Annotated in this window: 11 protein-coding genes; all 11 read left to right on the forward strand. The window is 37.8% G+C overall.

Annotation, left to right across the window (positions count from 1 at the left end; translation table 11 throughout):
* Window positions 1–144 precede the first annotated feature (144 nt).
* The 11 genes from HDC90_RS10755 to HDC90_RS10805 all read left to right on the forward strand — a co-directional run bounded on the left by HDC90_RS10755 (window position 145) and on the right by HDC90_RS10805 (window position 15,778).
* The gene (locus tag HDC90_RS10755) at window positions 145–693 is read left to right on the forward strand and encodes a sigma-70 family RNA polymerase sigma factor (RefSeq protein ID WP_184466164.1); all 549 of its coding nucleotides are present in this window, start codon (window positions 145–147) and stop codon (window positions 691–693) included.
* 99 nt (window positions 694–792) lie between these two features.
* Window positions 793–1,851: a FecR family protein gene (locus HDC90_RS10760; protein ID WP_184466166.1), complete on the forward strand. Its 1,059-nt coding sequence runs from the start codon at window positions 793–795 to the stop codon at window positions 1,849–1,851.
* Between the two features lie 41 nt (window positions 1,852–1,892).
* Window positions 1,893–4,976, forward strand: a complete 3,084-nt coding sequence (locus tag HDC90_RS10765; RefSeq protein WP_184466168.1) for a SusC/RagA family TonB-linked outer membrane protein — start codon at window positions 1,893–1,895, stop codon at window positions 4,974–4,976.
* A gap of 11 nt (window positions 4,977–4,987) precedes the next feature.
* The gene (locus tag HDC90_RS10770; protein WP_184466170.1) at window positions 4,988–6,418 is read left to right on the forward strand and encodes a RagB/SusD family nutrient uptake outer membrane protein; all 1,431 of its coding nucleotides are present in this window, start codon (window positions 4,988–4,990) and stop codon (window positions 6,416–6,418) included.
* Window positions 6,419–6,436: 18 nt separating this feature from the next.
* Window positions 6,437–7,198 carry a DUF4843 domain-containing protein gene (locus HDC90_RS10775; RefSeq protein WP_184466172.1) on the forward strand — a complete coding sequence of 254 codons (762 nt, stop codon included), beginning with the start codon at window positions 6,437–6,439 and terminating at the stop codon, window positions 7,196–7,198.
* A 24-nt stretch (window positions 7,199–7,222) separates the two neighbouring features.
* Window positions 7,223–8,746 carry a PKD-like family lipoprotein gene (locus HDC90_RS10780; protein WP_184466174.1) on the forward strand — a complete coding sequence of 508 codons (1,524 nt, stop codon included), beginning with the start codon at window positions 7,223–7,225 and terminating at the stop codon, window positions 8,744–8,746.
* A gap of 30 nt (window positions 8,747–8,776) precedes the next feature.
* Window positions 8,777–10,159 (forward strand): TlpA disulfide reductase family protein, encoded by a 1,383-nt coding sequence (locus HDC90_RS10785; RefSeq protein ID WP_184466176.1) that lies wholly within the window; start codon window positions 8,777–8,779, stop codon window positions 10,157–10,159.
* A gap of 55 nt (window positions 10,160–10,214) precedes the next feature.
* Window positions 10,215–11,396 carry a TlpA disulfide reductase family protein gene (locus tag HDC90_RS10790; RefSeq protein ID WP_184466178.1) on the forward strand — a complete coding sequence of 394 codons (1,182 nt, stop codon included), beginning with the start codon at window positions 10,215–10,217 and terminating at the stop codon, window positions 11,394–11,396.
* 19 nt (window positions 11,397–11,415) lie between these two features.
* Window positions 11,416–12,912, forward strand: a complete 1,497-nt coding sequence (locus HDC90_RS10795; RefSeq protein WP_184466180.1) for a retropepsin-like aspartic protease — start codon at window positions 11,416–11,418, stop codon at window positions 12,910–12,912.
* A 4-nt stretch (window positions 12,913–12,916) separates the two neighbouring features.
* On the forward strand, window positions 12,917–14,050 hold the full coding sequence (locus HDC90_RS10800) for a thioredoxin family protein (RefSeq protein ID WP_184466182.1): 1,134 nt from the start codon (window positions 12,917–12,919) through the stop codon (window positions 14,048–14,050).
* Between the two features lie 222 nt (window positions 14,051–14,272).
* Window positions 14,273–15,778, forward strand: coding sequence for a family 16 glycosylhydrolase (locus tag HDC90_RS10805; RefSeq protein WP_184466184.1), 1,506 nt, complete (start codon window positions 14,273–14,275; stop codon window positions 15,776–15,778).
* Window positions 15,779–15,928: the final 150 nt, after the last annotated feature.

Below are 15,928 nucleotides of genomic sequence, written 5' to 3' on the forward strand. Positions count from 1 at the left end.
GCATTGAGCTGGATTTTGCATCAAAATGCGTTAAAAGATCAACAATGGGTTGATTCTTATTTAATGAAAAAATATCTTTGGCCTATCATCCGCTCCGAATAACTAACAAAATCACCCTTTTTATTTTCTTAGGAATTCCTATTAATGGACTATGTTGTTGATTTAACGTCGGGTTGTTTACAAACTTTTCAAACAGTTTACCGTTTGTTCAACCAAAAACTTTATGCCTATGTACTGAAAAAAACAGGTTCAGTTTATATGGCTGAAGAGGTGGTGCAGCTTACTTTTATCAGGCTTTGGGAAAAGAGGGAAAATCTTTCTTCGGAATATAGTTTATCAGCTCAGATTTTCCGTATTGCTGGAACTATCCTTATCGATCAGCTTAGGAAAGAGGCTGTTGGCAAAAAACATTTAACGGTGGTTGAAAATGATTATGCCCTGCAGAATGAAGTTGATCAACCAGAAATGCATCATGCGCTTGAGCAGGCCATCGAACAAATGGCCCCTGTTAGGAAAAAAGTTTTCAAATTAAGTAAAGTAGAGGGATATTCTTATAAAGAAATTGCAGAAATGCTTTCTATTTCTCCAAAAACTGTCGAAAATCACATATCGCAGGCATTAAAACAGTTAAGAGCAGCATTTTCTTCTATTATTTCTTTGGCTATTATCATGTCGGCCATTATTAATAAATAATTATAGCTTTTTTGACCGTCATAACCGCTATTTTAAGAAATAATATAAAATAATTTCAGCCTAATAGGGGTAAAGTACTTTCAAAAACGTAATGTAGTTATGCAAATCAACCAAAAGCTTGTTGAGAAGTTTTTTGCCGGCCAGTGTACTGCCGAGGAAGCCCGCATGGTAAGTAAATTTTTAGCTGATGGAGACAACCGTGAAATTTATTTAAACAGCGAGGAATGGGAGCATTTTGAACCGAATGAAAAAGTTGATGGCGAAGTATCAGACCGGATTTATGTAAATGTATTAGACCATATCCACGATACTATAGAAGTGAAGAGAAGCCGGCTACGTTATTTAGCTTATGCCGCCTCGATTGCATTGATTGCTACCATAGGATTGGTGGTTTATAAATTTAACAGTAATCAGGTTTCTACCGCTAATGTTACTGCTTTAACTAAAGCGAGAGTGCCTGCCAGGGTTGCTAAGTTCATAACCAATACATCTTCTATAAAACAGACGCACACACTTCCGGATGGAACCATTGTTGAACTAGATCCAAACAGTGAGGTGAGTTATTTTCCGTTTGATCAGGGAAAAAGAGATGTGGTTTTGACAGGACAGGCATTGTTCAGGGTACATAAAGATAAGACAAAACCTTTTACGGTTTTTGCCAATAACCTTGCTACTACTGCTTTAGGTACCGTTTTTAAAATTACAGCCTTCAAAAAAGGTCTTTATACCAAGGTGAAGTTAATTGAAGGAAAGGTGGTGGTTAAACCCCAGCAAAAACTTTTATCGGCAGGTGTTAAAACCGTTTATTTATTACCGGGGAAAGTATTTACGGTAAATATGCAAACCTATGTTGCAAATGTGAAAGAGGTTAATATCCTGCCGGCTAAGAAACTGGAAGTTTTAGATCAGAATAAGGCTATTGTTACCGAAAATGCCATTATTTTCGACAATGAATCTTTAGCCGGCGTTTTTGATGCACTTGAAACGAAATTGAACATTAAAATAAAATATTCTGCGGGTCAGTTAAACAAAAAAGTATTTACTGGACAATATGAATTCGGACGCGATGACATTGACTCTTTCTTAAATATGCTTTGTTCGCTCAATAACCTGACCCCAGAAAAAACAGCCGTGGGATATAATATAAAGAAGAAGTAAACAAAAACCCTAAACACAACTAGACCAAACTAACTAACTTCATGATTAAAATTTTTACTAAAAGGAACGTTCCAAAACGTGTCTTACTGCTACTGCTTTGCCTTTATCTGGGGTTAAGTGCTTATGCACAAACGCCATCTGTTAAAGGGGTTATTAAAGACGCAAAAGAAACCATTGTAGGCGCAACTGTTATCGCTCAAAATGTACAAACGGGGGTTAAAACAACAACCTCATCTGATAAGAACGGTGTATTTAGCTTTCCAAGACTAGTGGCAGGGCCATACAGGTTCACCATCAATTTTATTGGTTACGAAACAAAAACAGTTACCGGCCAAGTTAAAGACGGAGGAACTTTCTCGCTTTCTATTGAACTACGAGAAAGTAATACGTTGCTTGATAAAGAGGTCGTTGTAACAGGTACAGGTATCAATAGGAATAGAAACACCTTTACGGGGAGTACAGCCACATTTTCTGGTGATGACTTAAAAATGGTTGGGAATAACAACATTATCCAAAGTTTAAGAACATTAGATCCTTCTTTTTTATTGATAGAAAATAATTTAGCGGGTTCTAATCCAAATGTTTTACCTGTTATTGAGGTAAGGGGTAAAAGTAGTGTACCAAGTGCCAGTTTAAGAGATCAGTTTGGAGGAGATCCGAACCAGCCATTATTTATTTTAGATGGTTTCGAATCAACTTTACAAACCATTGTGGATTTGGATATTAACAGGGTGGGATCGGTTACGATATTAAAAGATGCGGCATCAACAGCTCTTTATGGGGCCAGGGCATCAAACGGCGTGGTTGTTATTGAAACCATCAGACCAAAATCGGGAGAACTTCAGTTTACTTATTCAAATGATTTCAGGGTAGAAAGTCCTGATTTATCTGGATACAATATGATGAATGCAACCGAAAAGCTAGAATTCGAAAGGTTATCGGGAAGATATTCTGCAGCAGACGGAAACCCAACGCAACAGGTTTATTTAGATCAACTGTATAATTCGCATTTAGCCAAAATTAAAAGAGGGGTTGATAGTTATTGGCTAAGCGAACCTATACAAACTGGCTACAGCAACAACTCATCCGTTTTTGTACAGGGTGGGGATAATACTTTTACTTATGGCGTAGGGATGAATTATAAAACCCAAACCGGTGCGATGAAAGGCTCAGGAAGAGATAGCTATAGTGGAAGCATTAATCTTACTTACCGGAAAAACAAGTTAAACGTTAATAATATTACCTACATCAGGGGTTATTCTGCTTATAATTCTCCTTATGGCTCCTTTTCAGATTATGTAAATGCAAATCCATATTTTGAAAAGAACTACACCGACCGATATTTAGAGATTTCGAGACAGTCAAACGGTGTGGAGATTAAAGTTAGGAATCCGTTGTATGATGCCACTCTTCCGCAATACGACAATACTAAAAATTTAGAGGTTCAGAACAATTTAAATATCAATTATGATTTAACGCCCGATTTAAGATTAAATGGTGCGGTTCAAATTACAAAGGGTAATAAAAAAGGAAAGATTTTTAGGGCACCAGAAAGTAGTGATTTTGAAGATGTTACTTTATTAAGAAAGGGAACTTATCAGGATAGTAGTTCGAATAATTTATCTTATCAGGCAAATCTGTTGCTTACCTACTATAAAGCAATTGCCCAAAAGCATGTTTTGAATGCAAATTTTAGGGCAACAATTAATGAAAAGCAGGATGATAGTTTTATCACCCTTTCTGAAGGTTTCCCGCAAGGAAGCAATGGGAATCCGCGGTTTGCCTATGGTTATGCCGAGAACGGAGCGCCTAAAGCTGCATCTAGTATTTACAGAACACTAAACGGAACTCTTTCTGCAAACTATGCTTACGATAATAGATTTTTGGCGGATGCTTCTTACCGTTTGGATGGTTCGACCGCTTTTGGAAGAAATAAGCAGTTTTCGCCATATTATTCGGTTGGTTTAGGCTGGAACATTCATAACGAAGAACTTTTTAAAGGAAAAAGTTGGATAAACAGATTAAAGCTATTCGGGAATATTGGAGTAACGGGTAATCAGAATTACGGAAATGTAACCTCTGTATCCGTTTATAATTACAACAGTAATAGCAATTACAATCAATTTGGACAAGGCATTGATTTAAGCACTCTTGGAAACCCAGATTTAGCCCCACAAAAAACAAGACAAATTAGTGGAGGATTGGATTTTATGCTTTTTAACACCAGGTTTACGGGTTACATTAATGCCTACACTAAAAAAACAGACCCATTAGTGGTAGCGGTTGATTTACCCTCATCAACAGGTGTTTTTAGCTATCCTTTAAATGCGGGTACCTTAACTTATAAAGGGGTAGAAGTGAAATTAAATTATTCGCCCATTTATAATACCGCAAAAAGAGTTGTATTGATGCTTGGTCTTACGGGCTCGATGTTTAAGAGTAAATATGCAGGCTTTGGAAACACATTGAACTCATTAAACAAACAACAGGAGTTAAGTAAAAGTATTTTGAGATTTACAGATGGGTATAGTGCTGAAACCATTTGGGCTGCCAAGTCTTTAGGTATCGATCCGGCAACAGGAAGGGAAGTATTTTTAACACCAAGTGGCCAATACTCATTTGATTATAATGCCGCTAATATATTGCCGGTAGGAAATACAACACCAACGGTTGAAGGCGTATTTACCACAAACCTAATGTTTAAAGGATTTACTTTTGGCGTTAATGTAAGGTATAAGCTCGGGGGAGATGTATTTAACAAGGTTTTATTTGATAAGGTTGAAAATATCAGCTTTTCGAATATAACGCTTAACCAGGATAAAAGAGCCTTGTATGACAGGTGGCAAAGCCCTGGAGATGTGGCACAGTTTAAATCTATATCGCAAACCGCTACCACTCCGATTTCTTCAAGATTTGTACAAAAGGAAAATATAATAACTGGTGAGGCCATCAATATTGGCTATACTTTCGACAATAAAACCTGGGTTAAAAAGTTGGGCATGCGCTCTTTCGCCGTTAATGCACTGGCAAACGATATTTTCACCGCATCGACCATTAGGCAGGAGCGAGGTATAGATTATCCTTTTGCCAGAACCGTATCATTTAGTTTTAGGGCCTCATTTTAATAAATATATAGATGAAAAAGAATTGTATAAAATTATCTGTAGCAGCAATTGTATTGACGCTGTTATTGGGCGCTTGCAAAAAATTCCTTAACGTTCAACCAGAAGATAAGGTTATAGAAGCGCAGGTATTTTCAAGCAAAAGCGGAATTAATACGGCATTAAATGGCTTGTATATAAACCTGGCTAAATCTAATCTATATGGAGAAAACCTTACCCTTTCTACAGTGGAGATTTTAGCACAGCGATATAATGTGCCATCAACGCATAGTTTATATAAAATTGCCTCTTATGCCTATGGGGATAAACCGGCAACCACCAAATTCGATGCCATTTGGACTGACGCCTATTCTACGATTCTAAATATCAATAGTTTTTTAGAAAATCTTGAGAAATATACTGGCGTATTGGATACGAAAACGGAATCTCTTTATAAGGGAGAGGCTTTGGCCATGAGGGCTTTACTTCACCTGGATCTTTTAAGACTATATGGCCCTAAATACAATTCAGCAGATTCGACCAAACAATCTATTCCATATTACGAAAACAGTCAATCGAAAATTAATCCGCTTTTGCCCGCAAATCAAATCATGCAAAAGGTTTTGAGCGATCTTCAGCACGCAGAAGAATTACTCAAAAATGATATCATTATTACTGCGGGGATTAATCCTCCCGCTGCAAATGCGGAGGTTGATTTTGTTAACAATAGTCGCAACTACCGCTTAAATTATTATGCTGTTAAAGGTTTATTGGCCAGAGCCTACCTATATCGCGGAGACAAAGTATCGGCACTCGCGGCAGCGAAATCAGTTATTCAGCAGGCCGATAAATTTAAGTGGACTACCACCACCAATGCCTTAAGTGAGAAAGTAAATCCTGACCGTGTATTTTCTACTGAAATGATATTTGGGACAATGAATACCCAGCTTTACAACAATTACCTTGCGCTGTTTGATCCGGCGGTTACAGAGGGCAACATTTTGGCGCCTGCACCAGCAAGATTAACAGCCGTTTTCGAATCTAACGAAAGCGATTATAGGTATAACTTAAATTGGCAGATCCCATCAACTGGTATAAAAAGCTACAGAACCTTTTATAAATATGCAGATGTTGTAGATAAAACCAAAACTTTCAGGTTTACCATTCCGCTTTTAAAAATTAGTGAGATGTACTACATCGCTGCTGAATGTGAACCAGTTGCTGCAGATGGGATTAACCAATTAAATGTGGTGCGTCTTAACAGGGGCTTAGCTAACCTATCTACTACCGTGAATGTAAATACCGAACTACAAAAAGAATATCAAAAGGAATTTTTTGGAGAAGGACAGCTGTTTTATTACTACAAACGCCGGAATGTAACCTCGGTAGGTAACGGAACCGGCAGTGGCAATATTACCATTGTTCCGGTAGTGCCATTACCATTATCAGAAAGTCAATATCGTTAACCAAAAAAAATTAATCCAATGAAAGAAATTAAATTTTATACTGCAGGTTTACTGATATTGATATTGGCAAATTCTTGCAAAAAAAACCTGGAAACCTACAGTGGTAAAAACAATATCTATTTTAATGAAGCTGGGAGATTGCCCGCTTTTACTGGCGAAGTAATTAGGGATTCGACCGTGATGTCTTTTTCCTTGGCGAAAAGTACAGATTCAGTTGTAAATATGATAATCAAAACAACTGGTACAGTAAGCGATAAAGACCGTTCTTATAAACTGATAATCGATCCGGTTTCGACGGCCATAGAAGGAAAACATTACGATGCTTTACCTCAAACATTCAGTATCAAAAAAAATAAACTTCAGGATACCGTTAAGATTAAATTTCATAGATCTGTTGATATGCAGGCACAGAATTTTACACTGTTTTTTAAGCTCGAAGCCAACGAAAACTTTAGTGCCGATATGGTAGATAAATTAATTAATGCTACCACGGGGCAAAGACTAAGCTTTATCAGATACCGGTGGTTTATAAATGATATTATTAAAAAACCAGGTAGGTGGTTAGATGGGTACCTAGGTACTTTTACTAGGAAAAAGTTGAGTTTGATTGTTCAGGTATTGGGGATAGACCCGGCCTACATGGACACCTCGATGTCGATTGCTGAGCTTACTGCATATGGAAAATTTATGCAGCGTTATTTGAACGATCAAAAAGCAGCAGGAAAAACCATTTACGAAGAAGACGGATCAGAAATGATTATGGGTTCTTCTGTTCAATAAATCTATCTCTTAAATTAATTGATTATGACTTTCAAGAAATATATATTAATAATTGCGCTTTGCATTACAGGAGGGTTTAATGCCTGTAAAAAAGACCTGGGCAATTACAATTATAATGATATAAATGAATTATCTGCTGTTGGGGGTATTGCGCCAGATTTAACTGCAATATATAGTAAACAATTCGTTTTAAAACCTGATTTGAAGTTTACACAGGATGCCGGAGCAGACGAATCCAAATACAGTTACGAGTGGTCTTACATTGGGCCGAATGGATTAGGCGGCTCAAAGCTTTTTACATTGGCCACAACAAGGAACCTCGATTTAAAAATGACAATTATTGCTGGTACTTATCAGTTCTATTATTCTGTTACTGATAAAAATACCGGAGTTAAATTCAGGTATCCTTTTACATTAAAAGTGGTAAATGAGATCAATGAAGGCTGGATGCTGATGTGTGATGTATCGGGAAAAGCCAGAGTAGATATGCTTTCGTTAAATACCAACAATGCCTTCGACTTGATTATAGATTTATTGGCCACAACTGGCTCAGACCTAAAACTAGATGGAAAACCCGTAATGGCTTATACCTATAACACGGGTCTTTTACTTGGCCCCGATCAAATTAGTTATGGTGTTTATTTCGGTACTGATAAAAGCACTCAAAAGGTCGACCCTAATACATTTAAATGGACAAAAACCATGGGGTTAACATATGAGATGTATGGAAACATTCCTGAGGGTTTTTATGCAGATGTTATTAAACAACGCGCAGGAAGCGCCGCATATATGATTGGAAATCAGGATGCTTATTATTACGAGCGAGTACAAAGCATATATTATTCTGCGCCCATAAATTATATAACAGCCGAGCAAAAAGGATTTAAGGTTGCTCCTTTCATTGCAGGAAATCCGGCTATTGTGAGTAACGCACATGCTATATTTTACGATACCACCAACCGTAGATTTGTAAAACATACTGGTTCAGCGGCAACTTGTACAACATTGCCAAACCCTCCGGATGCACAGAAGTTGTTCAATTTTACTACCGGAATGGATTTGGTTTATATGCAATGGGTAGCCTTTAATGGCGGTGAGGTATTTAGTGTGCTCAAAGATCCCAGCTCATCAAAACGCTACCTGGCCCGATTTAACAGCGGTAACAATGCCCAGTCTTACTATGCCGAGATTTTAGCAACAGATTTTGCCAATGCGGAATTCTATGCGGTAAGCCCTGATTTAGGTTATATTTTTTATAGCGTTGGCGGTAAAGTTTACGAATACGATATGTCTTTAAAATCGACCAAACTGATGCTTGATATGGGAACGAAGAAAATCTCTTTCTTACAGTTTTATGAGTTTAAGAATACCACAAAATACAAAGACTCAAATAAGTTAATGGTTGCATCATACGATCTGGCATTACCTGAAGGTCAAAACGGAAGCCTTAACGTTTATACTGTTCCACCTGTAAATGGCGATTTGATACCATATAACAATTATAGCGGCTTCGGAAAAATTAAGAGTCTAACTTACAGAGAGCGTTAATCAAAATTCTTCAACATACAAATTAAACCAATGAAAATTAAAGCATTATTAAGCACCGTTTTGTGCATCATTACACTTACCGCAATGGCGCAGGCGCCAGTTGAAGTAAAAGGTCTTTTAAAAAAGAAAAGATCATCAGCCGTTAAACTATTTAAGGTGAAATACGGAAAGAGTATAGAAATTGCGAATGCCAGTCCAAGTGCCAATGGCCAGTTTGGTTTTTTGTTCTATCCGGAGTACGAAGGTTTATATGTAATCGGTACAGGTAACGAAAACAGCCCGAACGATAATTATAAATTCTATTTTAAGGGAGGCGAGCAGTTATCAATAAGTCTGTTGGATTCGAGTTACGTATTAACCGGAAAACTAAACTCAAAAGAAAATGTGGTATTAACGCAGTGGCATGATTTAACTTTTCCATTGGAGCAAAAGGCCATCAACTTTATGAAAGTGCAGAGTACTTTTGTTGATTATTTCCCTCAACAAGAAGAAATTGTAGCGAAAAGTAAAACGTTCTTAAACGGAAAAAGCACAGGTAACGCAAAATTTGATAAACAGATTAAAGATATTATGGCTTTAGATCTGGCCAGTTATGCGACTAACTTTTTAAATACACCCCGTTCTGCACATCCTTCGGTTGAAGAGTACAGTAATTTTTACAGCAGTTTAAAAGCAGTAGATTTCGCAAAAACAACCGATAAGGTGTACAATTATCCATGGGGTTACCGCACCCTTTTGGGCATCATCAGTGTAAATATGCGTCAGGATGGCAAAGCCTATAAAAGAGGAGTAGAGGGAGTAGATATTTTTGCTTCTTATCTTCCAAATGACACTTTAAAGGGTGATTTGGCTTTAGAAAATGCTGCCGGTTATAAAGCAATAGGCGATTATCAAACCTTAATGGCAAAATATGATAAATACGTGATTACCAAAGCACAAAAAGAGCGTAGCAGCAACATTATGAACCCCTTATTAACCTATAAACCAGGTACCGATGCTTACGAATTTTCTTATGCAGACAACAATGGTAAAATGCATAGCTTGAAAGATTTTAAAGGAAAGGTGGTATTGGTTGATACCTGGGCAACCTGGTGCGGACCTTGTAAGGCTGAAATTCCATTTCTAAAGAAGCTGGAAGAGGAGATGAAAGGGACAGATGTGCAGATCATCAGTTTATCTACCGATGCTGAAAAGGATAAAGAAAAATGGCTTAAAATGATCAAAGATGAAAATTTGGGCGGCTTACAGCTTTTTGCAGGCGGACCAGCTAATGAGTTTTCTAAATACTATAAAATTAATACCATTCCCCGTTTTTTGGTTTTCGATAAACAGGGCAAAATTGTAACCGTTGATTCACCCCGTCCTTCTCAGCCAGAGTTAAAAGCTTTATTGCAAAAAACGCTAGCCAATTAGGTTATTGCTTTGCCGCTATCTCGGCGGCAAAGCTTTTTACATTTTCTTTTACCAAATGATAACAATAAAAAAACTATTGCTGGCTACGCTTTTGCTCTTTTTTTTACCCAGGGCATATTGCCAGAATGATAGCATACAAATTAGCGGGCGATTAAAAGGCCTGGGAAATAAATCGGTTTGGATTTCTTTTGCTGATGATGCTGGTGTATCCAGAAGTTACAGGGCAAATGCCAGTAACGATGCCTTTTCTTTAAAGGTGCCCCGTTTGCAAAGACCTGCCATTGCCCGGTTTGATGTTTCGATATCAAGGGGTTTAAATGCGACAAACGACAACAAAACCGTGTCGAATCCGGCGCCCGTTCTCGATCTGTTTGTTTTTGATAAAAGCATACAAATAACTGGCGATGCCTTATTGGTTCAGTTTGCTAAAGTAAGTGGAGATGAAGAAAACCATGTGTTTGACACCTATAAACAGCTGGTAAAAAAAGATGAAATGCGTAATTACGAAATTATGCAGTTGCTTTTTAATGGAGAAAAAAATACGAATGCGGCGCAATCAAAGGCGCTTAGTGCTGAGGCTACTGCAATAAACAGAAAATTGGTTAACGTAAAGCGCGACTTTGTTAAAAACCATCCGGATGCCTTTGCTTCTGTATTTTTATTAACCCGAATGCAAAACCTGTATACCGCAGGCGATTTTATTTCCACGTGGAACAGTTTATCATCCAAATATAAAAACCATCCTATTGCAGAGAGGATCAAGGCATACATCAAAAAAATAAGTGCTACACCTGAAGGATCGGATGCCATTGGTTTTCTGAAAACCGACAATCATGGCAAAACCATCAATTTGGCTGATTTTAAGGGAAAGACTGTACTGCTCGATTTTTGGGGCAGCTGGTGCGGGCCTTGCCGGGCCAGTAACCCACATCTTAAGGCATTATACGCAAAATACCAATCCAAAGGTTTTGAAATTATAGCCATAGCACAAGAGCAGAAAAAATTACTTAGCGAGGCACGCACAGCCTGGCTTAAGGCTATCGAAGAAGATGGGCTCACCTATATCAATGTGCTTAATAATGAGGATATGGATAAGCAGAATTTGGTAAAAGACTATAACATTATGGCTTTCCCAACCAAGATACTGCTCAGCAGCGAGGGTAAAATAATACTTCGTATTACCTCGAGTGCTACTGATGATATTGACCTGGCCCTCGAAAAAATTTATGGATTTTAAATCCACCTACTCAGATAAAATGAAAATTAAAGCAATACTGTTTTTGAGCGTCTTGGGATCGGCGCTAAATGTGCAGGCACAAAACGCCAAAACGATAATAGAAAGCATGAATAAAATGTTTGCTCAAAAATCTATCGACCCAATAATGGAGAATTTAAGCAGCAATTTTTCTATTGCCGCTTACTCCAGACCATCGACCGATAACATGTTAAAAGCGATTTTGGAACGTTATGCCTGCGATTCGCTTCAATTGAAAAACGAGGTAAAACAGAACGAAAATGTTCAACTTACCGTGATACCGTTTAACAAAGCAAAAGCAGGTAAAGAAAGCACCATTTACACCGATGCGCAGTACAAAATCCTTTACACCGATATTTTCGATCAGTTTTATGGCATGAACCGGTATAAAAAATCGGTATTAATTGCTAAAATCCCCTTCGAAGTGAAAGATGGCGCTATCATTTTAACGGTTAAGGTAAACAATAGCCAGCGACCGCTAAAACTACTTTTTGATACAGGTGCAGATGGAATGGCCATTACCAAAGCCCTTGCCGATTCTGTAGGTATAAAAGCTAGTCGCCAACAAAACACCTCGGTTGTAGGGGGCAATATGCAGATCTCGGTTTCAGAAGGAAATACCATTCAGCTGGATACTTTTAAGCTAAAAAACCAAAGTTTTGCCATTTTTCCCGAAATGCATAAAGGAAGTGACGGTATTATCGGAAACAGCATTGCCAAAAACTACATCACCAAAGTAGATTTCGATAAAAAAGAACTTTCGCTTTATAATTTTGGCTATTACGAGTACCAAGACCAGGGGAAATCGGTTCCGGTTACCGTACCTGCAGGGTTATTTATTATTCCGGGTGAGGTAAGCATAATGCCTGGCCAGGAACATGCAGGCGAATTTGTTTTTGATACTGGCGCAGCATACAATCTCATTTGTTTCAGGCCATTTGTAAAAAAGAATAAACTATTGGTAAGTGGTTTTAAACCTGAATATAACGGTACCACAACAAGTATGGGCATCAGCACACCTACCTACAGCGGAAGGGCTGCGGCATTCTCTTTTTCCAACATGCCTAAACTCACAAATTTTCCCGTTACCCTCATGGCTGGAGGTGGCCAGAGTGAAAACTGGAATCCGGGCTTTGATGGATCAATCGGCATCAGAACCATAGAGCGTTATAATTTCACCATTAACCTACAGAAAAAGGAAATCCATTTCGTCCCGAACCATACACTAAATTTCCCTAGCGATTTTGTTTTGGGTGCTTATCTGTTCGGTTTTGATCAGGATGGAAAATTAAAGTTATTAAGTGTGGTTGCTCCGGTAGAAAGCGAGACGATAAAAGCAGGACAGATAATTGAAAGTATTGATGGCATTGCAGCCCCAGTTTTGCTTAAAGACAGCAAAAAAATGCTTACGATTTTAAGTGCTCCGGCAGGTAAAATCTTCAAAATTGCCTACACTGTAAATGGAGAAAAACAAAATATCTCAATAACCAAAAAATAGATTTATGAAAAAAATAATCCATACCATTTGCCTGATGTTCGCTGTTATAGGCTGTCTGGCACAAAATCAATCCTTAAACAGCGTATTGAAACAAGCCAAAAAAGAGAACAAACTTATTTTTGTCGATTGTTATTTCACAGGCTGTATCCCATGTGCTCAAATGGATGAAAATGTTTTTCCGAACGAGCTGGTTAAAGCAGAAATGGACAAAAATTTCCTGATGCTCAAAGTGGATATCTTTAAGGATAAGCTTGGCGATACCTTAAAAGTGCAGCATATTTTAAATGGATTCCCAACTTTCCTGGTGTTAAATGGTGATGGAAAATTAATCAGCTCGTCATCTGGCTACAAAGATCCGGGGAATTTGCTCGCATTGTTTGCCGATGCGCGCCAAAAAGCAAACCAACAGAAGTTTTTAGCTGGTTTTTCTACGCGATATGATGAAAAAAAATACCCGCCGTTTTATGTAGAATTCTGTAGAACCCGAAAGGGAATAACCCCAGCTATCTTAGCGAACTATAGCGATACTTTAAAAAACTTTAAAGCCGAGAATGCCTTGTTGCCTTATCTGGTTACCAGATCGGCTGATGAAAAGGCTATTGAAACCATTTTTGCCGATTATAATGGTTTTGTATCGCTTTATGGAGCCGATGTGTTGCAGCCGGTGATAGATTATGGTTTAAACCTAAAGTTGGCCAAAGCACTAAAGGCAAATTTAAATGATGTTGCTTTTGAAGACTTTTTGGCGAGTCAGAAAAAATATTTCGCAGAAAAAACATGGAAAATATGCCTGCAAATTTTGGGAAATAAATACTTCCTGGCGATGAAAAAAGATACCTTAGGTTTTCTGAAATTCGCTATAAAAAATCCTGTTTTATATCAATATCACTTCAATGCGCTTTATAGCACATTATTGGTTAAGAATGGTTTTACTCCAGAAGTTTTGAAGCTCTTTTGTAAATGGGCTGATGCCATTGTTACAGATGATAGTGGGCTTGAGTTTATGAAAACTGCTGCGGCAGTAAATAAACGCGCTCAGGATGAAGCAGCTTATAACAGGTTTGTGAAAATGGCTGCTACCTATGCCAGTAAGTATAAAATGAAAACAGAACCCATTAATGAAACTGGTTCCAAATAAATAAGAATTACACCTTGTAGAAGGGGTGGAATGTTTAATAGTTAATGAACGAAAAGCTTATCTGGATGGATAAGCTTTTTTGTTTTTGTTCATATAATGGTTACATTAACTTTATTTTGTTTTCGGGCTAAAAATCTACTTTTGATCTTTCATCCCATAAAATTGTTTTCAATTGAGATGGAACGATCATGATTTTCAGATCAATCATCATAAAACCAAAATATGAAACGAATATTTATTTCTGCACTAATGTTGTTCATTTTTACCGCCTCTTTTGCTCAAAAATTTAACTGGAACAAAAACCAGGTAATTGCCCACCGTGGCGCTTGGAAGAAAAATAATTTCCCCCAAAATTCTATCGCTTCATTAAACGAAGCCGTAAAGCTGGGTTGTTATGGATCGGAATTCGATGTGTGGATGACCGCAGACAATGTTTTGGTCATTAATCACGATCCCGAATTTCAGGGTTTGGTTATCGAGAAAGTAAATTATGCAGATTTATTGACCAAAACGATGAGCAATGGCGAAAAAATCCCAACGCTCGAAGCCTATCTATTGGAAGGTAAAAAGCAAAGAACAACTAAACTGATTTTAGAGATCAAACCTTCGTTAATTAGTAAAGAACGTGGAATTGAGGTGACCAATAAATGCGTTGAAATGGTTCAGAAACTTGGCGTAGTGGATTGGACAGAATATATCAGTTTTGATTATGATTACTGCAAGCGGATTTTAGCGCTCCTGCCAAAAGCAAAAGTAGCCTACTTAAAAGGTGAAATCAGTGCCGAACAAATGAAAGCAGATAAATTAACTGGTGTTGACTATCATTTTAGCGTTTACCAAAAAGATGGGTGGATTGAAAATGCCCACAAATTAGGATTAACGGTAAACGCCTGGACCGTAAATACAGTTCCTGAAATTCAATGGCTTTTAGCACATCAGGTTGATTATATCACCACTAACGAACCAGAGTTAACTTTCGAAGAACTCAAAAAAACACCTGTTGCAAAGGGCTGGAAGCTGAAATGGGCTGATGAATTTAACGATGCCGGATTACCTTTAGCAAAAAACTGGAGTTACGATGTAGGCGGAAAGGGCTGGGGCAATAATGAGCTTCAATATTATACCGATGCAGATAGCACAAATGCAATTGTAAAAAAAGGGAATCTGAATATTACTGCGGTAAAAGCAGACAAAGAAAACAACCATTATACTTCGGCCAGATTGGTAACGAAAAATAAATTCGATTTTAAATACGGAAGGGTAGAAGTTCGCGCCATGTTGCCAAAAGGCAGGGGCTTATGGCCTGCCATATGGGCTTTACCAACCGAAGGGAAATACGGAGGCTGGCCAAAGAGCGGCGAAATTGATATTATGGAACATGTAGGTTATGATCCGGATAGCGTTCATGGAACGGTACACACCGAGAAGTTTAACCACGTAATCAAAACGCAGATTGGCAAGGCTTTAAAGGTTGATAATCCTTATACCGAATATCATATTTATGCTATAGAATGGTTTACCGATAGAATAGATTTTTTTATTGATGACCAAAAATACCTCACCTTTAAAAATACGAAAAAAGGATCTGGCGACTGGCCATTCGATCAAAACTTCCATATTATTTTAAATGTAGCAGTAGGCGGTGGCTGGGGTGGAAAAAAAGGCGTAGATGACGCTGTATTCCCTGCAAGTATGAAAGTAGACTATGTGAGGGTGTTTCAGAAGTAATTTGTTCGTTCAATAGTTGATTAGCCATTAGTCAATGGTCATAATTAAATTGACTAAGAACCTTCATACTGATTAGCGCCATAAATTAACTGTCAACTGAAAATTGCTAATTGACTACTGAAATTATAACTTGCGGTATCTAAGCTATAT

Source organism: Pedobacter sp. AK013 (assembly GCF_014205835.1).
GTDB lineage: Bacteria > Bacteroidota > Bacteroidia > Sphingobacteriales > Sphingobacteriaceae > Pedobacter.